The organism is Prosthecobacter sp. (assembly GCF_020439865.1).
GTDB lineage: Bacteria > Verrucomicrobiota > Verrucomicrobiia > Verrucomicrobiales > Verrucomicrobiaceae > Prosthecobacter.
Map to the genome: position 1 here is coordinate 1 of NZ_JAGRPF010000046.1, position 20497 is coordinate 20497.

Consider the following 20497-nt stretch of genomic DNA (forward strand, 5'->3'; position numbering starts at 1 on the left):
GGGATCTGATTTCGTCGCAATGGCAGGGGGCTGAAACATGCCCGCCCCGCAGAGAAGTGTGATCACAGCATCGCCATGCTGCGCTCAAACTTGTCCTTGACGCACTTTTTCAGAGAAGGGTGCAAATTTTTGACAACTGCCTCCCTCCCCTGCTTTCTCCACTTTAGCACTCTGCCTCCGTTTCCTGCCTGCCATTTTCTCAACTCACGGCGGTGGCAGCGGCACGTCATTCACCCGCACTGGGACGGTGGGAATAGGAACGGAGGGCGGCGGCAGGATAGGATTTTCTGGCAGAGGGCTGCGCACGGATGGCGCGGCAGCCGGAGCGCCTGCCTGCGTCGGAATCACCGCGCGTTGAACCACCTCGGCGGGCTGCGAGGCGGCGGCATCGGCGAAGCTGACCCAGCCGGCCTGGTCGCCCTTCTGCAACTGGATGCGCGTCTTGTCCACGGTCTCGCCGGGTTTGACGGAGCGGATCTTGATGCCCATCTCGTTCTCGGAGCCGATCTTCGCCTCCATGACCTGCGAGGTGGTGCGGTCCACGAGCACGGCGACGACACTGCCGTCGATCTCATAGATGCCGGAGAGGCTGAGGTTGTCGGCAAAGTTCGGGCCTGTCGGCGCATCGGGCGAGGGCAGGTCCTTGGTGGTGAAGATGGAGCGCTCCCACAGCGGGGCGAAATGTTCCAGCTCAGGAAACGCCACGGGCGCGTCCGACTTCTTCGGCTCCTGCGCATTCCCAACAGTGGAAAGCAAAACACCCATCGTCAGGCAACTCACGATCAGCGCGAGAGCGTCCTGGACTGCGCCGGCCCTCCGGCGCTTTCGAACGTCGGCAGGCCTGCGAAAAGCTCCAGAGGACTGGAGCACTCCAAAACGCTGGCGCGCCCCGCGGGCGCTCAATGGCTGTGCAAAGGTCTTCATGGCGTGTTCGTCTTGGTGACTTTGGGCGCGGACTTCTCGCGGTAGAACTGGGTGAACTCGACCTCGCAGTTCACTGCCTTGTTGGTGCCGCTGGGATTGATCTGAAGACGGGTGACGCCGAGGAAGCTCTTCGGCTGCTGCAGGGCGTGCAACCAGGCGAAGAGCGCTTTCTCCTGCACGCCGGTGAGCGTGATCTTCACGGCGGCCTGATCGAAGTAGCCGAGGTTCTCCTCCAAAGGAAGACCGTCAGGACCGAGAGTGCGGGCGGCTTCGAGAAACTCCTTCCCGCCGATGCTGAGGCCGATCTTTTCAGCCTCGCCGGTAATGGCTTCGAGCAGCTTTGCGGAGGCCTCCTGACGGCTGGAGAAGGCGGGGCAGTTCTCCTCAAGCCAGCCGTGCCGGTCCGCCCATTCCGCGCCCTGCGAGATGGCGAGGTTCATGTCGCCGAGACGATCACGCAACGTGTCGTTCTCTTCGCGGATGGCCATGTAGTTCTTGAAGGCATACATGAGCCCGCCACCGCCGATGATGGCGAGGAACAGGAAGGCGAAGACGCCGAGCAGCACTTTTTCGCTCTTCTTCATTCGCCCTGCCCTCCCTTCATTTCAAAGGTGGCGCTGTTGTCGCTGGCGATGACCGGCGGCGGACCGTCGAGCGCGAAACCGGCAAGCGCTTCCATGGATTTGAGCTCCTGGGTGTACTCAAGCGCGAGCGAGGCGCTGGGCATGCGGCCGCGGATGCTCATGCGCTCCGGCGTCCACTCCCAATGCGTGATGGAGACCTCTTTCGAGGACTCCGGCTTCATGCAGTGCAGCAGCACCTCCTGCGGCCAGGTGGTGGGATCGACCGCGGGCGCGGCCTCACGCCACGCCTTTTTGTGATCCATGACGCGCGAGGCACGCGGCGAGAGATTGGCGACCTTTTCGCGCAGCATGTTGCGCTCCTGCAACGCCAGGGATGTGAGCGTGGCGACAAGCGCGATCGCCGCGGCGATCACCGCACCGGCCGTGAGTGCCATGAAGCGTGTCTTGGCCCTCCGGGTCTGGTTTTGACGCTCGATGATCACATCCTGCGGCATGAGCAGGCTGGAGCCGCGCGACGGCATCGTCGGCGCAGGCATGTCGCAACGGTAGGCAGTCAAACCGGTGACGCGCTGGATCTGTGCAATGTCCCCTTCCTCGATCCACAGCACGATGCTTTCGAGACGGCCGAGCACGCCCTGAAAGCCGAGCTGGAGACAGATGTTGTTCAGCTCGCTGAGCGCATGACCGTCGAGCCTGCTGGCCGAAAGCGGCGTGCAGTAGATCAACTGCGAGCCGCTGGTGATGGCAACCACGAGGCGGCCGAGTTCCCGGAAGATCGTGAGGCTGTTCTGCACCAGCGGATAGCACAGCGCGTGCAGCGTGACTTCATCCGGCAGACGTGCGGTGTCCGTGAGCGGTACCGGGACGTCTTTGAGCGCAAGGATGCGCGTGAGATACGCGCCTTCCTTCCCCTGCATGCTGCGCACCTGCACGGTCGCCTCATCGTCATCGCAGCGGACGCCAAGTCGCTCGAGGTGCAGCAGCGCCATGCTGCGCAGATGCTCGGGTTCTCCCTTGAGCCACGCAGGCAGCGCCCAGAAATGCACCGCAGGCAGAGCGAGCACGCGGCGCTGCGCCTCCTTGCCAAACGCGGCGCCGTCGGCGCCCTGTTCGCCGCTCAACAGGCAGGATGCGCCTTCCGCACCGGTCCAGCTTTGCCAGACCTGTGCGGCGGGGAGCAGAAGCTCGCAGGAAGGTTTACGTGTCTTTGCCATGGGCGGGGATCTCACCGCGCCAGATGGCCCGGCCACCTTGCGTGATGAGGATGATTTTGCGTTGCAGCGGTCCGAGCGAGCCGACGCTCTCGATGCGGCGGATGGGACCGGCGAATTGAATCCATTGGGTGAGCTGCGCGACGACCTGCGGATGAAACACACCGAGCATCTGCGCCACCTGCGGCACGCTGGTGAGGCGCTGGTCATCCTGCGTGTGCATGGCGCCATCACGCCCGGCGCGGAAGGTGAGCAGCGGCTGCACGCGCTCCATCGGCACATCGGCCAGCAGCGAGATCAGCTCAGGACGCGCATCGTTCACATCCACACGACCGTCGCCGAAGACGGTGAACCACTCACGCCAGTCTGGTCGCTCGATGTTGACGATCTCCATGCCGCGCACATGCAGCATCTCCTCGACCTCCTTGAAGGGGCGGTTGAACGGCATGCCTTCGAACCCAAGCTTCGCGTACTCGCGTTTTTCCGCGCCATTGAGGCTGACGTTTTCATCCGCATCCACCCAGTCCTTCAGCGCATCGCACAACGCGGCGACAAACTCGGGTTTGAAACCCCAGCGCGTGAACAGGCGGCGCAACAGCACCTTGTCACCGGTTTGAACGAGATGGTTCACGTTCAGGCGGGCTTCTTCGGACACGAGCGTCACGTTGTAACCCCCGCCATCATCCGCGTGGAAGTGCAGCAGCGGATCGTCCTGCTGAATCGCCGGATGTCGCGCCACCTCGATGCCCATCTCGGCGTAGCGCTTCGCGAAAATGCGACCGCGCATCATGCGCGTGTACTGCGTGTCCGCCTGCAGGGCCTTCGCACCGGCAAACATGACCATGCCGAGGATCGCAATCATCCAGAACACCGCGATGAGCGCGGAGCCGCGGCGGAATGACGAAATCCGAATGGCGAATGACGAAGGAATGACGAAGCCCGAAGAACGAACGTGGACTTCCTGACGATCACCTCGGATCGTCGTCGGGCATTCGGTCATTGGAACTTCGTTCGTCATTCTGAATTCTGGTTTCGTCATTATGGCTTGGATGGCACCCCGGGCGCCTGCGCGACCTGTTCCGCCAGATCATTCGCGATCCAAAACGTGTACTCGTGCTCGCGAGGATCGGCGGTGAAGGCGAACTTGAGCTTCATGAAAAGCGGAGGCCGTGGGCGCTTCGTCGGATCCCAACTGGTGAACCATTTCTTCTCTTCAGGCTCATAAAACTGCCATTGCATCTGCTTGAGCCCTTCAAGGATCGGAAGTTCGGCGATGGTCGTAAACTCGTCGGGCCTGCGCGCCTTTTCGGGACGCTTGAGATGACGCACGACGAGACTGAGGTCTTTGCTGACGGAATTACGCACCACCCCGAACTCGACGGCGTCAGCCAGCTTCAAACGACGATCCCAGGTGAAGGGCATGTGCCCGCCGGCGATGAACAGATTGCCCGAAGCACCGCGCGCCGCCTTTTCCACACCCGCGCTGAGCTGGATGCCGGGTGCCATCGTTTCGAGATAGTCACGCCACTGCGAGACAAAATTGCTGATGCGCGTTTCCGCCACACGCGCCGTGCTCATGGACTTGCCGAGCTGCATGGTGCCGTTGGCAATGCCATAGACGGCGCTCAGGATGAAACCGATGAGCGCCATGGCCATGATGACCTCCAACAGTGTGAATGCGGCCTTAGATCGGACTGTTGGGCGAATACACATAGGTTTCCATGCTGCGTTTCATGCGCCGCGTGCGCCCGTCGGTGATCCATGCTTCGGCGCGGATGCGAAACATGTGGTCGAGCTCGACCTTGTCCTTGGTGATGAGTTTGACCTTCTCGATCGTGGCGCTGGCATCGATGCCGTCAGCCGTCGGGGCAAAGCTGACGTTCGCGGCCTTGAACTCGGGCTGATGCGAAACTTCAGCGAGCACGGATTCAAGCACGCGCAGCACCTGGGCTTCCTGCCGCGCGGAGGTGGAAGTCTTGGCAATCTCCTCCACCGCGCGCGTCATGCTGACGGCCACGAGCGAGAACAGCGCGAGGGCGAGGATGATTTCGAACAGGGCGAAACCAGACGCATGGGAGATTGTGCGGGTGTGTTTCATCCTTTGACCTGAATGGATTTGCGTTTCGCACACGCGGTGAGCGGATCGAAGCCGATCTCAATCTGTCCTGCGGCGCTGCTGATGCGGACCTCGATGGGTTCGCAGATTCCTGTCGGGCTGAACTCCCAGGCTTCGCCGCGCTTCGGCTTGCGGAAATCACTTTCACCCACGCGGCGAACCGTCAGCATGCCATTGAACTCTTCGCCCGTGCCAAACGCTCCGGCGGAAAGCTCCATGCGCACCGTCTGCTGCCGGTCGAGCGCCTGCAGAAGATTCTGACGCGCCGTCGTTTCGATGACGGCCGCCGCACGGCGCAGCTTGTCCTCCGCACGCACACCTGAGATGCTGACAACGGCGATGCCGATGATCAGCAAGGTCAACGACATGGCGACGATGATCTCCAGCAGGGTGAAGCCCGCTTCGCGGGAATGACGAATGACGAATGACGAATGGCGAATGCCACGCTGAGCAAACAGCGTGGCAGACGCTTGATTCGTGATGGCCTGGGGATTCGTCATTCTGGTTTCGTCATTCGTCATTTAGGCAAAGCCGTTCAATTGTCCCAACTGCCGATGTCATCGGCGTTGTCAGCGATGCCGTCCGGTCCTGCGGAATAGACATCGAAGCCGGTTTTGTCTTTGATGCCCGGACGACGGTAGTGGTAAGGGTTGCCCCAAGGATCGATCGGCAGCTTCTTGAGCTTCGGGCTCCAGCTTTGCGGCGCAGGCCGGCTACTGGGCTTTTCCACAAGAGCGGAGAGTCCCTGCTCGGTGGTGGGCAGGAACATGTTGTCCACCTCGTAGGCGCGCAGCGCCGAGGTGATGCTGCTGATGTTGCCCTTGGTGGTGGTCTTTTTGCCGCCTTCAAGGACACCGCCAAAATTGACGATGGCCGCGCCCACAAGCAGGGCGACGATGGCAAGCACGAGGATCATCTCGACGAGCGTGAAGCCGGACGTCGGGAGGCGATGTGGGTATCGGGTATGTTTCATGTGGGTGGTGTGGGTTTGAGATAAAGGACGGCTACTTGTTGATGCTGGAAATGGTCTGGAAGATCGTGGTCATCATGAGGTAGGCCATGATGCCGACCATGCCGGCCATGAGGCAGACGATCATGGGCTGGATGAGCGCGGCGAGGGTGTCGATCTTCTTGCTGAGCTCGCGATCGAAACGATCCGCCGCACGTTCGAGCGCTGCAGGCATGTCACCGGTCTGTTCGCCGACGTTCACCATGTCGATGAGCAGCGGCGGAAACTGCGCGCTGCGGTCGAGCGCCCGGGAGAGAGCGACGCCTTCACCGACATTGCGCATGACGCTCTCGAACTCCTGGCGCAGGTAAGGATTGTCAATGGCCTGATGCGTGAGCTGCATGGCCTGCACCATGGTGAGCCCGTTGCCGAGCAGGTTGGCCATCGTTTCCAGAAACTGCACATAAAACCGGGCGCGGAAGATGTTGCCGAAGAGCGGGATGCGCAGCTTGAAGCGCGCCCAGGGAATGGCGGACTCCGGACGCGCGAGCCAGGCCTTGCCAAGAATGTAGGAAGCGATGCCTCCGAGAATGATCATCCACCAGGTTGCCTTGAAGGTGTCGCTGATCTTGAGGATGATCTGAGCGGCCATCGGAAGCGAGCCGCCGGTCGAATCCAGCATCTCGGTGAGTTTCGGGATGAGATAGACGACAAACAGCAGCGTGACGCTGACCGCGGCGACGATCAGAAACGCCGGATAGAGCAATGCGGAGAGCACTTTGGACTTCAGCGCCTGCAGTGCACGCATGTATTGCGCCTGACGCTTTAGCATCGTGCTCAGCGAGCCGCTGGCTTCGCCCGCGGAGACGAGCGCACAGAAGAGTTTTCCAAAACTCGGGCTCGTGGCGGCGATCGCTTTCGAGAAGGCCATGCCATCACGCACCTTGCCGCGAAGCACTGTCGCGAGCGTCTTGATGCCCGAGAGTTCACGGCGCCGTTCCATGGTGGCGAGCGCCGGTTCGAGCTGGATTCCCGCACCGACGAGATCGGCGAGTTCTTCCACGAAGAGAACAACCTGCGGGAGCTTGAGCTTGATCGGACCGCCAGTGATCGACTCATCGGCAGACGTGCCCTGCTTCACCTTCTCGGAGCTTCTGACGGGAGCTTTGGAAGCACCCGCCACTTCGAGTTTGATCGGCTGAATCTTCTTTTTTCCCAGCAACGCAAACGCCTCGCTGCGATCCGACGCAGCAAGCTCGCCGGTGACGAGACCGGCCGGGCCTTGGGCGCTGTAGATGAAGGTGGGCATGACGAAATCAGAATGAAAAATGACGAAGCATCAGGCGGCGAGTCGGATTGAGATCGGCATCTGGGTTGTCTGAGGCGCGTGATTGCGATCACTGGCGGCGGTGACGGAGAGCACCTCCTCAATGGTGGTTTCGCCGCTGAGCACTTTTTGAAAGCCGTAGCCGCGCATCGGGATGTAACCGTCCTTGACGGCCTGCTTGTGGAATTCCGCAGGATGCGCGCGGCTGTTGATGAGATGCTGCAGCGCATGAGTGACGAGACAGACCTCGTAGATCGAAAGCCGTCCCTGAAATCCGCTGCCACGGCAGGCCTCACAACCAACGCCGCGCATGATCTGACCGGGCAGATGCGAGGGGAAGCCGATGGACTTGAGGTAGCTCTCCTCCACCTGCGTGGGTGTTTTGCACAACGGGCAGAGTTTGCGCACGAGGCGCTGGGCAAAAAAGGCCCGCACTGCGCTGGAAACCAGGAAGGGCTCGACCCCCATGTCGATGAGACGGGTAATGCCGCCGATGGCGTCGTTTGTGTGCAGCGTGCTAAAAACGAGATGCCCTGTCAAAGCGGCGCGCACGGCGATCTCAGTGGTTTCGAGGTCGCGCATTTCCCCGATCATCACGACGTTTGGATCACCGCGAAGAATGCTGCGCAATCCCGTGCCAAAGGTGAGACCGATCTCCGGCTTCACGGCGATCTGAACAACGCCGGGCATCTTGTATTCAACCGGATCCTCGATGGTGACGATGCGGCGATGCGTCTGATTGAGCTCCGTGAGGAAGGCGTAGAGCGTGGTCGATTTGCCGCTGCCGGTCGGTCCGGTGATGAGGATGATGCCGTTGGGCAGCTTGAGCAGTTCATCGACGACCGGACGGATGTTCTCCGTGAGACCGAGGCGGTTCACCGTGACCTGCTGCTGTGCGAGCAGACGCAGGCTGATGCTTTCGCCTTCGACCGAAGGAATCGTGGCGACACGCACGTCGATGGCGAGGCCGTCGAGTTCGAGATTGATGCGACCGTCCTGCGGCAGCCGTTTTTCAGCGATGTCGAGACGTGCCATGATCTTCAGACGCGCGATCACGGAAGCCTGGAGCGATTTGATGTTCTCCGGCACGGCGAGTTCTTCGAGACGCCCGTCAATGCGGTAGCGGATGCGCAGGCGGTCCTGCTGCGGTTCGACGTGAATGTCCGTGGCCCGCTGCTCAAGGCCGCGACGGATGATTTGATTCACGAAGCGCACAACAGAAGCCTCTTCGTCCTCGGGTTCATCGAGCACTGTGACTTCGTCGCGCAAATCTTCCGCACCCCAGTCCGCCCGACCGCGCAGGATCTTCTCAAACGTGTCCGCGCCGAGGCCGTAAAGTTTCTGCAGACCTTCCACAATGCGTGTGCGCTGCCCCACATGCCAGACGACCGGCATCGAGAGACTGGCGGCCACGCGCTGATGCGCGACGAGACTCAGCGGATCAAAGGTGGCGACGTGCAGCGTGCGTCCAATTTCCTCTCCCTGTTCATTCTTCGTCTCTTCGGTAAAAACGGGCAGCAGTCGATGCCGCAGCGCGATCTCCGCCGGCAGCAGGCGGCGCAGCCCCTGCTCTCCAGGCTGCTGATCCTCATCCTTCGGCTCCCACCAAGGCAGGCCGAGCGTCTTGGCCAAAGCCATCAGGAAATCACGTTCACGGACGCCTTCGCAATCGAGCACCGCATCGACGAAGGATGTTTGGTTGAAGCACGCTTCCTCAACCGCCTGCCGCACGGCAGGAAGATCTGCGCAGCCCGAGTCTGCGAGGATTTGGTCAATAAGTGGAAGCATGTGTTCTGAGTGGCCTAAATTTGGCCTTATAATACCGTATAATTATGGTTTTTCACAGAAATGGCAAGTTTTTAATACTTCCAAACCATTCGGAGAGCCGAAAAGTTGACCAGACTCCCGCCTCGAACGGCCCTTGCCCACTTTTCAGAACTGAAGACACCAGACCATCAACAGCCCGAAAAAGAGCAAAAGAGACAGCCACCGACAACACAAACGAAGTCTCTTATGATTCCAACAGCCTTGCGGTACGACAATCATCATGAAAGCAAACCAAGGGACGGCGAAAAACATCAGGATGAAGAGAAATCCATCACTGGGTGAACCAGTCACAATTTCATAAATCCCACCTGCCAATACGAAAGGCATTAAGGCGATCCATAGGCCCAACGAGACGCATTCGATGAAACGCAGCACATCACGGTCCAGCGGCCTCATCACGATTCCTACTTCCCCGAATCATTTGGCGCAACAATCTTAGCCACCATGGTCTCCAGCGACCCGTTTTTGATGGCGATCACACCCTTAGGGTCGATCAAATACAGCGTCGGGAAGTTGCGCAGGTTGTAGAGAGTGGTGTTGGGGCCGCTGCTGGTGTTGTCGAGCACGTTTCGAAAGCTGATCTGATAGTCCGCGAGCGCCTTCCTGGCCTCCGTCTCGATGTCTGTGTTCACTCCGATCACGGCGGCGTTTTTGTCCTTAAGCGTGGCCGCCGCCTGATTCATGAGCGGCAGGATGCCATGACAGGCGTGGCACCAGCCTCCCCAGAAGATGACGATGACATACTTGCCCCGGTAGTCGCTGAGTTTGAAGTCCACGCCGTCGGCGTCCTTGCCTTCGATCTCCGGCGCTTCGCAGCCGACCTGCAGGTTTGTCATTTCAAACAGCATCTTGGCGGCAAAGTCCGAAAGCTTAAAACCCTGGATCGACACATCGGAGAAATCCGTGTTGAGTTGCTGGAAGCACTCTAGCGCCTTGTCCTTCGAAGCTGCTGCGGAGACACGATCGGCCGAGGCATCGAAGTTTTTGAAATGCACGGCACCAAGCGCATACAGCGCAGCGGCACGTTCCTCGCGGTTCGTGTTCTTCTCGATCACCGCTTTCAGCACCGGCTCGGCGGGCAGACCGTGATATTCGAGCTGCTTCACGGCTTCGGCGATCCCTTTGCGATCCGCAAACGTGCTGCCGAGCATTTTCAGCGCCTCCTGTCCCTCAGGAAAGCTCGCGGCTCCCGTCACGAGCCAGTTCACTCCTTTCACCACGTCCGGCTGATCCAGATTCGCCTGCACCAACGCCATCATCTTCGTGGCGTAGGGACCGGCACTCGGAATGCTGGCGCGGTACTTGTTTTTCTCCTCCTCGGTGGCCGCAGCGATGAGTTTTTGTGTGTTGGCACGAACCGAGTTTTCGTACTCGTCGATGATCGCACGAATCTCGGTGGCGAGCGGCGAGGCCGGTGTCTGGGCAAACAGCGAGGCGGCAGATAGCAACAGAACGACGAAGAATCTCATGGCAGATCAGAAAAAGGAGCGACGTGAACGAAACCCCAGCAGCGGAACCGCCGCCAAAAGGCAGAGCAGCAGACTTCCAGGCTCGGGCACCATCATGAACGACGAATAGACGTTGTCATAGAAGATCACAGGAGCGCCATAATCTTCTGTGTGCGCATTGAGCGTGAAGGTCTGCGCCGCGAGTCCGGTGTCGGGCGCCTCCACGCGATAGACCACGCCGTCGGTGAGACCGGTGAGCGGGATGTTGAATCCGCCCGCACTGTTGCTGAACCCGCTCGCGACGAGGATGCCGGTGGCGTCGTCGTAAACATTGATCACCTCCCCTGCGAGCCCTTCGCCTGGCGTATAGAAGAGATCGGCGGCGATCGTGTCCTGATAAACCGAACCCGTCAGAATCGCGTCTGAAAAATAGGTCGAGCCGTCAAAGCGGAACTCCGTCGCGAAATGCTGGGTCACCACGTAGGGCCCGACGGCCGACACATTGCTTCCAGGGATCGCGATGTCTTGAAAGCCGATGCCGATCTCCTTCATGAACGGATTGATCAGCACGTCGCGATGGCCCGCAGGATTTTGAATGCCGTTGCCATATCCCGCCGTGGCTCCGTTGCCGTCGCCCCAGTCGATGACGAAACCCGCGTGGCCATGAATAATCGACTCGGTGCTGGCAAAAAGGTTCTCTCCGAGTTCGAGCCAGTTCGCGCTGTAGCCACCATTTTCGATGCGCTGATCGAGGGTGTACCCGTCCAATGTGTGAGACTGCTGATCCGAGGTCACCATGAGATTGGAATAGTCGGTGGCGGAAACATTGAGCAGACTGTTCCAGGCCACCGGCGGTGCGGCGACAAGACTGGAAAACTGGGTGGCCAGATCCGAGGCACTGGTGCCAAAATAATTCAGCGCATAGGCGATGCTGGGATCATCCGACTTGGGCGTTCCCCAGACGCCGGGAGAGGAAAAATTGACCAGTTTTTCCAGTTCCGCCTGCGGGTCCGCCCGGAAGCGATTGGTCAGCTCCAGCCAATACTGCTGTTCCGCCGAAGGATCCGCTGCGACGGCCTTGCCGAGCGCCAGCAACACCGCGCACAACACGCCGAAGCGCCCGCGTTTCAGGCGAAACACGGGAACGGCAGCGGGGGGTGACTCAGCGCGGAGCATGACTATTAATTTATGGTAATTATATAACAATGCCAAGACTGTTTCACCACCACCCCCCTGAGAACGCGATCACTTTGCATCACAAAGTTTCACTTGCGCAACTCACTTTGGCGCACAAAGTAACCTCCATGAGCACAACTGAAGCCGCTTTGGAGAACCTCCGCATCATCCGTTCCCTGATGGAAAAGGCGCACATCTATCGCGCGGTTTCCGCTCCTGCAGCGCTCACCGGCGGCGTCCTGGCACTTGTCGCTTCTGTCTGGCCCGTGTGGCATGCGGTGGCGAATCAGGGAGATGCCGCGATGTGCGAAACGTGTTTCCTGAGCCTTTGGCTGTTCATCCTCGGTATCGCATCGACCTTGAACGTGGTGCTGCTCGCGAAAGAAGCCGCCCGCCGCGGCCAGCCTTTTGTGTCGGAAGGCATGCGCATGGCTCTGCGGGCTTTCGCTCCGCCAATGCTTGTTGGCGGTGTCACCGGCATTGGCTTGATCGTCTTCCTGCACAATCTCACGCTTGCTGCCTTGATCTGGGCGCTGTGCTACGGGCTCGCGCTGCTGAGCACCGCCAGTTTCTCGCCGCGTTCCCTCGTGCGTCTCGGCTGGTCGTTTGTGATCGTCGGCCTGCTGATCTTCCTGGCCTGGGCTGCGAACGGCGATGTGCGGCTCCTTTCCAGCGATCTCGGCCCCGCGTCGCTCGCAATGGGACTCACCTTCGGCCTGCTGCATGTGATTTACGCCTTGGCCGTTTTCTTCACCAAGAAACCTGCGGAGGTGCAGCCGAAATGATCGACTTCGATCAAATCGACAAGCTCATCCACGAAAAGGGCCGCCTCTCCATCATGACGCTGCTCTCCACGCGGGGTGAGTGGGCCTTTCAGGATCTCAAAACAGAACTCGGCATGAGCGATGGCAACCTGATCTCCCATCTTCGCACGCTCGGCACCGCCGGCTATCTCAAGGAAAACCGGGACGAGTCCGGCACCCGCCCGCGCACCAGCTACGAAATCACACCCGCCGGCCGCAAAGCCTTCAAGGACTACGTCGAGATCCTCGGAGAAATCGTCAAAGCCGCCCAGCAGACCTGAACCTGCTTCTTTTCGCCCATTTACTTTGTCCCGCAAAGTTAAACCAAGAACAAGGAACCACGAACAAGGAACAGAAGCTATGAACATCATCCTCGCTCAACATCACGGCATGTGCTTCGGCGTCCGCGACGCCCTGCGCACCACCCACTTGGCGGCGCAACACGCGCCGCTCACCGTCCTCGGCCAGCTCGTCCACAATCCGCTCGTCGATCACTACCTTGCCGCTGTCGGAGCAAAGCGAGGCGATCTCGACGATCTGGACAGTTCATCCACTCAGCAGGTCGCCATCACAGCCCACGGCGCATCGGACAAACATCGTCGCGCATGGCAAAGCGCCGGCCACACCGTGATCGACACCACCTGCCCTCTCGTCAAAAAGGCGCATCATGCCCTCGCCACGCTGGTGAGCGACGGCTACCAGCCCGTCGTCATCGGACAACGACAGCACGTCGAAGTTCGCGGCCTCATCGGAGACTTTCCACAAGCGATCGTCGTTCTCGAAGAAACCGACCTGTCCGGCATTCCCGCCCATCCGAAGCTCGGCGTCGTCTCGCAGACGACACAGCCCGTCGAGATCGCCCTGCGCCTCGTCGATGCCATCAAACGTCTGCATCGCCGTTCGGAGGTTCGATTCATCGACACCATCTGTCATCCGACGAAGCAGCGTCAGACAGCGATGGATGATCTGATTCGCGACTGCGATCACATCGTCGTCATCGGAGGGCGCAACAGCAACAACACGCGGCAACTCGCGCAAAAAGCCGCCGCGTGCGGCCTGCGCACGCTGCAGATCGAACGCGCCGAAGAACTCGATCCCGCCTGGTTCCGCGACGCCCGCAACGTCGGCGTCACCGCCGGCACCTCCACGCTCGACGAAACCGTCGATGCCGTCATGCAACGCCTCCGCCAGATCGCCGCCGAACTGCGCAGCACGCCCGTTCACGAATTCCTCCGCTCCATGCTCCAAGCCGCCTGAACAACCAAGAACCAAGAACCAAGAACCAAGAACCAAGAACCAAGAACAATAAACATCTGCCATGAACACCCAACATTGGATCAACCACTTCGAAGCCAACACCCGCCTCAACCACGAACTCCGGCTTCCCGAAACTCCCTGCGAGCTTCCAGATCAAACCCGCGAGGCGTTCGCCCGCTCCATCGCCATCTTTCAGCTCGGAGAAAGCGGCGGCGGCACACGCCTGCGCCGCTACACCCGCAGCATCGCCTCCTTGGAAAACCTGAAGGGCTATCAGCGTGCCGTGGATCTCTTCGTCGCCGAAGAGCAAAGCCACGCCGCGCTGCTCGCACGCACCGTCGGGCATCTGCGCGGCACGCTGCTGAAGAAGCAATGGACGAACTCCATTTTCCGATGGATGCGCGATCTGGTGAACCTCGAATTCAACATCCAGGTGCTCCTCACCGCGGAACTCATCGCCGAGGTCTATTTCGGACTGCTTTCACTCCGCTGCAGCGATCCCGTCGTGCAAACTGTCGCGAAAAAACTTCTGCGTGATGAAATGGGACACCTCTCCTTCCAGCGAGACTTCCTGTTCGAGCGTCTGAAGACGCTCATCCCGGCGATGCAACGCCTCTGGCGCTGGCAGTTTCAGGCCATTCACTTCGTCACCGCCGCCGTCGTCGCATGGGATCACCGCGACTGCCTGCGCGCTTTGAACGTCAGCCCCGCCGACTTTCGTGCCCGCGCTGTGCGCTGCTGGCAGAGCTTTCAGTCACGGCTCGAACGCCGACTGGGCGAATCCGAGACTCACGCCCGCCAGGAGCTGGCATCCACATCCGGATACAACCGCTCCAGCAGCGCCGCCATGCAGTCGCCGGTCAGTTGATTGGCCTGTCGGGAGAGCACCGCAGGCTGGGTGTCCTTTTGCACGCCGGCCTTCCACAGATGATCCAGCGCGTCGGCGTGCAGTTCGGTCACCTCATCGACCACTTCACGCCAGTGCTGCGGCTGCTCGCTCTCCTTCCATTCTCCGCGCCCGCGACCGAAATGACAGACCGCGAGGTAGGTGAGAAAGGCGAGCTTCACCTGCTCGCGAAAATGCTCGCGTGACCAGCGCAGACGGTGATCGCTGCCACGCACGAGATTGTAGCTGCGGATCAGCGCATAGGCGCCGATCCCTGAAGCAAGTCCTCCCAGCAGCGCACCGCCGCCGAAGGTCATGCCGCCAAGTTTGAGATCGGCGATGAGCCCGCCCATCGCACCACCGGCGAAACTGCCGAGCACGCCCCAGATGTTTTCAGACACGGCCTGTGGCAGATGAAAATGTTCCTTCGCCACCTGGTTCAGCTCATGTCCCGCCTGGCCCTTCAAGCCATGAACCTCGATAAGACTGTTCGTCGTCTGCTCGATGCGATCCGCCAACTGGGTGGCGAGTTTTTGCCGCGCATCGTTGTACTCGCGGTTCAATTCATCACGCTGCCAGCCCACGCGCTCCAGCAGCGTCTCGCTGCGAACGTCCACGCCGTCAAACAGCGCGGCGGTGAGCTGTTCAGAGATCAGGCGCACGGAAGTTTGAAACACATTCACGTTCCGCTGCGCCCAGGCGCGCTGGATCTGCATGAAGGTCGGAATCTTCGAGCCCAGCATCAGCGGAGCCAGCGACTTCATGAGCAGATCCTCCTGCACCCAGCAGCGGGCAAAGGCATCAAGCGTCAGCACCTCACGCACGCTCTCAAACTGCTTCAGATGCGCCCGCCATGACTCCAGTTCCGCCGCTTCCAGCTCCGAACTTCCCGCGATGCCGGTTTGATTCAACAGCACCACGACAGGCTTTTCCACCCAGCCAAGAATCTCCATCTCCGGCCCGATGTAGCTGGCCGCCTCAGGCGGTTCCGCCGCATTGACGAGATAGAGCACCACGTCCGCCTCATCGCGCACATTTTTCAAAGCCTGCTGACTGCACCACAGCGGGCGGTCCGTGATGCGGTCCCACGTCTGTGACAAAAACCACAGCACCGGGCTGCTCTCGCGCTTCAGGCGCTTCATCAGCCGCGCGCTGTCACCAAAACCCGGCGTGTCCCACAGCCGCAGCATGAAGCCGCCGGTCTCCAGCAGCGTGTGAGATTCATTGAAGAGCGTCACATGCGGCGCATCACGCACCTCGCCCACATCCTGGCGCAGCAGCGTGCGCGCGAGCGTTGTCTTGCCCGCATTGGTGTGGGAGATGAGGCTCAGCGTGACGATGTCCGACGCGTCACGCACCATCAACCCCGCTCCCTGTTTGTCAGGAGGGCTGGCGGCCTTGGTTCTGGAGAAAAGAGCGGGCACAGGAAGCAGAAACTTGATGAACATTACGACGCTGGAAGCTTGGCGCGTGCGGATTCTTTGCGAACGGCCACAATCACCTCCGACGCGAGACCTTCGACCATCTGCGACCACAATTGCTCGCGGCCGGCGATTTTTTCCGGTGACCATCGGCCCGCAAGACTGGTGCCATCCAGCAGCACGATCAATTCGGGCTCCGCATGTTTCGTGAGCAGGCGCTGCCGCACATCGGACACGAGACGCCGCTGCACCTCGGCCTCCGGCGTGGTGGCCATGCTGAAGAGCATCACCACATTGGCCGACACCGGCTGCCATTCAGCGGCAAACTCATCCTCCTCGCCCGCCGGGATGCGCACATACTCCGCGCGCGCCATGCCGCCGAAACGCTCACGCACGCCGCGGTCCCACACCTCGCGATGTGATGACGTCGGATCCATCGCATGCACGAGCACCTGGATGCGTTCGTTGCCGCCCTCCACCGCGCGAAGCAGATTCCGCAGGTAGCTGCCCCAGTTCAGCCCGCGTGCCGGTTTCGAAATCGCCCGCCTGCAACGAGCCAGAGAAATACCCGCCAGCAGGAGACGCGGTGCCACGATCAGCACCAGCATCGTTCCTGCATATAGATGAATCCACGGCAGCGCCGGAGCCGGTTTCTCCGTCCTGCCCGCGGTGCGGTGCATGCCCTCTATCTGATCCAGCGGCACCGGTGTGCGCAGCACCTTCGACGCCGGTTTGAACAAGGTTTCAAAGAACGCCTTCGCGTTGTCCTTGCTCAGCAGCGTGCTTTCCCACACGGCGCGGTATTCCTTCGACCAGCCGCGTGCATACAATGCCACGCCCCCGCCGATCGCCAGCAGGGCCGCCGCCACATGCAGCCACATGCGCAGCCGCATCTGCAGACGCCGCCAGGCCAGCGGCCAGGCGAGTTCTTCAAAACGATTGCGCACCGTCTCCGCGGTGCCGCTTTCGACTTCCTTCGTGGCCTTGCCTGCGCGAGAGATGCCGTGCGCGAGGACTTCGGCCATCCAACCGCCGCGTCCGGCCAGCGAGGACGAAGGCGTCAGTTCACAGAGCAGGCCCAGCACGATCACCACCGCATTCCAAGCCAGCAGGCCCACCAGCGGCAGCGCCAGCAAGTTGAACTCGTTCGACTGCCCCAGATCCGTGAACCAGTAGCCTGTGATCATCGCCAGCCCCCAGCCGACGAGTGCCCAGGACCAGCGCCCCTGCGGCACACGCAGCAGACCCAGCACGCGGATCAGCTCTCCGCGCCAGCCCACAGCTTCGCGCTCCAGCCAGTCGGCCCGTTTGTCCAGAAAGGACTCCGAGCGTTCGTCCAGCACATCCCCGGTTATTTCCTCGGTCGCCAGACCGGCCCGCGTGTGGGCCGTGGCTTCGCGACGACGCTCCGCGCTGACGAAAACGCCATCGGTATCGCTCTCTTCGAGTGCGCGCCATTTCAGCACGCGCTGCCAGTCTTTCCAATCCATGGGGGGGTGATTTTCAGCACACTAAACGCGGCTCGGGCCGGATTCCAAGCGTGCGATGCACATCAGGCCTTCGATTCCACCTCCAGCCGCCCGGCATTCATGCGCAAATGCAGGTGGCCCAGCGCCGCCGCCTCGCTGCTGGAGTGGGTGACGTGCAAAACGGTCAGCGAGTGTTCGGACTGCACACGCTGCAGCAAAGAAACAGCCTCCGCACGCATGCTTTCATCGAGCGCCGAGAGCGGCTCGTCGAGCAGCAGCAGCTTCGGCTGCGCCGCCAGCGCCCGGGCGAGGGCGACACGCTGTTTTTCACCACCCGAAAGCATGTCCGGCAATCGATCCAGTAGCGGCGCGATGCCAAACTGCTCGGCAAGACGGTTCACGCGCTCATTCAGCTCGTCCTGCGGCACACCGCGCAGTCTGGGAGCAAAGCCGATCTGCTCCCGCACGCGCAAGCCGGGAAACATTGCCAGATCCTGCGGCACATAGCCGATGCCGCGCTCGCGCGGTTCCAACTGCGTGACATCGACGCCATCTAGCACCACACGACCCGATGTCGGCAGTCGCAGACCACAGAGGATCTCCAGCAGCGTGGTTTTGCCGCAGCCGGTGGATCCCATCAGCACGGCGTAGGTGTTGGCCGGGATGGAGACGGTCACGTCCTCCAGCACCGTGCGGCCTGCGACCTTCCAGCAGAGTTGATCGAGTTGAATCATACTTTTTCCCCCGTGGCACGCACCACCACCAGCACCACCACGGCCAGCAGCACCATGAACAAGCTCACCGCCACCGCGGCTTCGAGATTCCCCACGCTGAGCTCCAGCCACACCGTCGTCGGTAAAACTTCCGTCTTCATGCGCGTGGCCCCCGCGAAGACGAGGATCGGCCCGAACTCGCCCAGACTGCGTGCCCAGGCGATGCAAAACGCCGCCACCATCCCGCGCCGCGCCGCCGGCAGCGCCACATGCCACAGCGCCTGAAACCTCGTGCAGCCCAACGTCAGCGCCACGTCCTCCGGCCGCGCCGAGAGATGCTCAAACGTCCCGCGCATCGTGCGAATCGCAAAAGCCGCCGCCACGACAAACTGCGCCAGCACCACGCCGCTGACCTGATAGGTGAAGGGAATCCCACGTTCGATCACCTTGCCGATCGGTGTCTGGAAAAAAATCAGCAGGCACAGCCCCACCACCAGCGGCGGCAGGATGATCGGGATGTCCAGCGCCGCATCCAGCCACGACTTCCCACGAAACTCCCGCCGCGACATCAGGTAGCCCACCGGCACCGCCAGCAGCAGCGCAAACCCCGCCGCCAGCGAGCAGGTCACCAGGCTCAGCCACGTCGCATGCCGGATCTCCCCCGACTGCACCACCTTCAACCACGACTCCGTCGTGCTGTATGTCGCCGTCGCCCCGAGCAACAACGCCCAAAAGAGCAAATACCCCGCCGTGATCAGGGCGAGCGCCAGCCAGCAGAGGTTGGAGCGGCTCCAGCGCATAGCAGCTCACCAGTCCACGTCCTGCCCGATCTTTTCGTCGAGCCATTTGCGAAGTTTGTCGAGGCCTTCGCCGGTTTCGGCGGAGACGGGGTGGATCTTGATGCGTTTGAAGCGCTCCTTGAAGTGGACGAGGTTTTCCTCGGCCTCGGGGAGGTCGATCTTGTTGGCAATGATGCACCAAGGGCGCTTGGCGAGCTCGGCGGAGTAGAGGGAGACCTCCTTGCGGACGATTTCGAGGTCGGAGACGGGATCGCGACCTTCGGTGCCGGCGGTATCGACGACAAAAAGCAGGACACGACAGCGCATGATGTGGCGCAGGAAATCGTGGCCGAGGCCGATGTTGTCGTGCGCGCCTTCAATGAGACCGGGAATGTCTGCGAGCGTGCCACGACGGTTCGGGCCGAACTCGATGACGCCGACCATGGGCTGCAGCGTGGTGAAGGGATAGTTCGCGATCTTCGGCTTCGCGGCGCTGAGCTTGGAGAGCAGCGTGGACTTGCCCGCATTGGGAGCGCCGACGAAGCCGGCGTCGGCGATGCTGCGGAGTTCAAAATGGAAATCGCCTTCTTCGCCGGGAGTTCCGGGCGTGAACTCGCGCGGGGCCTGATGCGTGGAGGTTTTGAAATGCACGTTCCCCTTCCCGCCTTTGCCGCCCTTGCACAGCACGTAGGTGGAATTGGTCTGCGTGAGGTCGGCCACGGGCTCGAAGCGCGTGACGAGCTCGTTGGTGTCGTTGTCGTATTCCTGGATGACGCGGCTGATGAGCGTGCCCGGCGGTACCTTGTAGGTGACGTCCTTGCCGCTGCGTCCGGTGCACTGCGTGGCACCGCCCTTGGCGCCGTCCTCGGCGAGCAGCTTGTGGTTGAAGACGTAGTTGCGCAGGCTGTCGGTGCTGGGATCGACGAGAAGGATCACGTTCCCGCCATTGCCACCGTCGCCGCCATCAGGGCCGCCTTTGGGACGAAATTTTCCACGATGGAAGTGCGCGCTGCCATCGCCGCCTTTTCCGGCGCGCGCATGGACTTTGATTTGATCGACAAACATGGGGGGCGGAGTTAGCCGGGGAAGCGCACGGGAGCAAGGGTTTGCTTCGAGCTGAAGCTACTGCCCCGATGCGGTGCTGACCTCGGCGGGCTCACCTGCGTGGCGGGGATAAAAAAGCTGCATGGCACGGCGGATCTGCGGGCTTTTCAGGCTGGCGGCGTAGATCGCATCGGGAATGCCACGGCTTTTGGCAAAAAGATGGTAGGCGCTGAGTGCCTCGAAACCGGCATTGAGGGCCCCTTCCATCGGCAGGTAGCTGCGACCATCGACATCGAGGTTTTCGACCATGCCCCAGGGCGGGAAGTAACCGGCCTTCTCCATGCGCTCGAGCAGTCCGTACACCTCCCGGGTTTTCGGGCGAAGCGTGGAGGACATGAGGATGTAGTGCGGATGGATGAGCTTTTGACCGGGCAGATCGACACCACCGACGTAGTAGCCGTTGCCTGCGCGGTTCTCGCCGGCGGAGAGGCCGTAGATGCCGTTACGGGCGGCCTGGGAGTTCGGCCAGTACTTGGGAATATAAGCACGCTGGGCGCCCAGCA

The 20497-nt window shown here is 61.2% G+C and carries 22 protein-coding genes; 4 read left to right on the forward strand and 18 right to left on the reverse strand.

Going from position 1 to position 20497, the window contains the following annotated elements:
* Positions 1 to 204: 204 nt before the first annotated feature.
* The 12 genes from KDL09_RS04485 to KDL09_RS04540 form a co-directional block, all read right to left on the reverse strand.
* Entirely contained in the window at positions 205 to 924 is a 720-nt protein-coding gene (locus KDL09_RS04485) for a hypothetical protein (RefSeq protein WP_294381904.1), read from the reverse strand.
* Positions 921 to 1508, reverse strand: coding sequence for a hypothetical protein (locus tag KDL09_RS04490; protein WP_294381906.1), 588 nt, complete (start codon positions 1506 to 1508; stop codon positions 921 to 923). The genes KDL09_RS04485 and KDL09_RS04490 overlap by 4 nt, the downstream gene beginning before the upstream one ends.
* A complete protein-coding gene (locus tag KDL09_RS04495) occupies positions 1505 to 2722 on the reverse strand; it encodes a hypothetical protein (RefSeq protein WP_294381908.1) in 1218 nt (405 codons plus the stop codon). Before KDL09_RS04495 ends, KDL09_RS04490 begins: the two co-directional genes overlap by 4 nt.
* On the reverse strand, positions 2706 to 3719 hold the full coding sequence (locus KDL09_RS04500; protein WP_294381910.1) for a type II secretion system protein GspK: 1014 nt from the start codon (positions 3717 to 3719) through the stop codon (positions 2706 to 2708). Before KDL09_RS04500 ends, KDL09_RS04495 begins: the two co-directional genes overlap by 17 nt.
* A gap of 38 nt (positions 3720 to 3757) precedes the next feature.
* Positions 3758 to 4375 (reverse strand): hypothetical protein, encoded by a 618-nt coding sequence (locus tag KDL09_RS04505; protein WP_294381913.1) that lies wholly within the window; start codon positions 4373 to 4375, stop codon positions 3758 to 3760.
* Between the two features lie 28 nt (positions 4376 to 4403).
* Entirely contained in the window at positions 4404 to 4817 is a 414-nt protein-coding gene (locus KDL09_RS04510; RefSeq protein ID WP_294381916.1) for a hypothetical protein, read from the reverse strand.
* A complete protein-coding gene (locus KDL09_RS04515) occupies positions 4814 to 5335 on the reverse strand; it encodes a prepilin-type N-terminal cleavage/methylation domain-containing protein (protein ID WP_294381918.1) in 522 nt (173 codons plus the stop codon). Before KDL09_RS04515 ends, KDL09_RS04510 begins: the two co-directional genes overlap by 4 nt.
* Before the next feature lie 35 nt (positions 5336 to 5370).
* Entirely contained in the window at positions 5371 to 5808 is a 438-nt protein-coding gene (gene gspG / locus KDL09_RS04520; RefSeq protein WP_294381921.1) for a type II secretion system major pseudopilin GspG, read from the reverse strand.
* A 31-nt stretch (positions 5809 to 5839) separates the two neighbouring features.
* Positions 5840 to 7093 carry a type II secretion system F family protein gene (locus tag KDL09_RS04525; protein WP_294381925.1) on the reverse strand — a complete coding sequence of 418 codons (1254 nt, stop codon included), beginning with the start codon at positions 7091 to 7093 and terminating at the stop codon, positions 5840 to 5842.
* Positions 7094 to 7123: 30 nt separating this feature from the next.
* Entirely contained in the window at positions 7124 to 8899 is a 1776-nt protein-coding gene (locus KDL09_RS04530; protein WP_294381927.1) for a GspE/PulE family protein, read from the reverse strand.
* A 443-nt stretch (positions 8900 to 9342) separates the two neighbouring features.
* Complete coding sequence (locus KDL09_RS04535; RefSeq protein ID WP_294381928.1) at positions 9343 to 10407, reverse strand: TlpA disulfide reductase family protein; 1065 nt, start codon at positions 10405 to 10407, stop codon at positions 9343 to 9345.
* 6 nt (positions 10408 to 10413) lie between these two features.
* Complete coding sequence (locus KDL09_RS04540) at positions 10414 to 11562, reverse strand: CAP domain-containing protein (protein ID WP_294381930.1); 1149 nt, start codon at positions 11560 to 11562, stop codon at positions 10414 to 10416.
* Positions 11563 to 11690: 128 nt separating this feature from the next.
* Here KDL09_RS04540 and KDL09_RS04545 point away from each other — a divergent pair, with 128 nt between their 5' ends.
* The 4 genes from KDL09_RS04545 to KDL09_RS04560 all read left to right on the forward strand — a co-directional run bounded on the left by KDL09_RS04545 (position 11691) and on the right by KDL09_RS04560 (position 14490).
* The gene (locus tag KDL09_RS04545) at positions 11691 to 12347 is read left to right on the forward strand and encodes a hypothetical protein (RefSeq protein ID WP_294381932.1); all 657 of its coding nucleotides are present in this window, start codon (positions 11691 to 11693) and stop codon (positions 12345 to 12347) included.
* Positions 12344 to 12646, forward strand: coding sequence for a transcriptional regulator (locus tag KDL09_RS04550; RefSeq protein ID WP_294381935.1), 303 nt, complete (start codon positions 12344 to 12346; stop codon positions 12644 to 12646). The genes KDL09_RS04545 and KDL09_RS04550 overlap by 4 nt, the downstream gene beginning before the upstream one ends.
* A gap of 79 nt (positions 12647 to 12725) precedes the next feature.
* Positions 12726 to 13622: a 4-hydroxy-3-methylbut-2-enyl diphosphate reductase gene (ispH, locus tag KDL09_RS04555; protein WP_294381937.1), complete on the forward strand. Its 897-nt coding sequence runs from the start codon at positions 12726 to 12728 to the stop codon at positions 13620 to 13622.
* 61 nt (positions 13623 to 13683) lie between these two features.
* Positions 13684 to 14490, forward strand: coding sequence for a hypothetical protein (locus KDL09_RS04560; RefSeq protein WP_294381940.1), 807 nt, complete (start codon positions 13684 to 13686; stop codon positions 14488 to 14490).
* Here KDL09_RS04560 and KDL09_RS04565 read toward each other — a convergent pair.
* The 6 genes from KDL09_RS04565 to KDL09_RS04590 all read right to left on the reverse strand — a co-directional run.
* Positions 14412 to 15932, reverse strand: coding sequence for a GTPase domain-containing protein (locus tag KDL09_RS04565; RefSeq protein WP_294381943.1), 1521 nt, complete (start codon positions 15930 to 15932; stop codon positions 14412 to 14414). The two genes, KDL09_RS04560 and KDL09_RS04565, sit on opposite strands and share 79 nt — an antisense overlap.
* Before the next feature lie 23 nt (positions 15933 to 15955).
* On the reverse strand, positions 15956 to 17419 hold the full coding sequence (locus tag KDL09_RS04570; protein WP_294381946.1) for a DUF2868 domain-containing protein: 1464 nt from the start codon (positions 17417 to 17419) through the stop codon (positions 15956 to 15958).
* A gap of 62 nt (positions 17420 to 17481) precedes the next feature.
* Positions 17482 to 18132 carry an ATP-binding cassette domain-containing protein gene (locus KDL09_RS04575; RefSeq protein ID WP_294381949.1) on the reverse strand — a complete coding sequence of 217 codons (651 nt, stop codon included), beginning with the start codon at positions 18130 to 18132 and terminating at the stop codon, positions 17482 to 17484.
* Positions 18129 to 18911, reverse strand: coding sequence for an ABC transporter permease (locus KDL09_RS04580; protein WP_294381951.1), 783 nt, complete (start codon positions 18909 to 18911; stop codon positions 18129 to 18131). Before KDL09_RS04580 ends, KDL09_RS04575 begins: the two co-directional genes overlap by 4 nt.
* Before the next feature lie 6 nt (positions 18912 to 18917).
* The gene (gene obgE / locus KDL09_RS04585; protein ID WP_294381953.1) at positions 18918 to 19955 is read right to left on the reverse strand and encodes a GTPase ObgE; all 1038 of its coding nucleotides are present in this window, start codon (positions 19953 to 19955) and stop codon (positions 18918 to 18920) included.
* Positions 19956 to 20012: 57 nt separating this feature from the next.
* The coding region (locus KDL09_RS04590; RefSeq protein WP_294381956.1) for a hypothetical protein at positions 20013 to 20497 on the reverse strand (485 nt) is incomplete at its 5' end.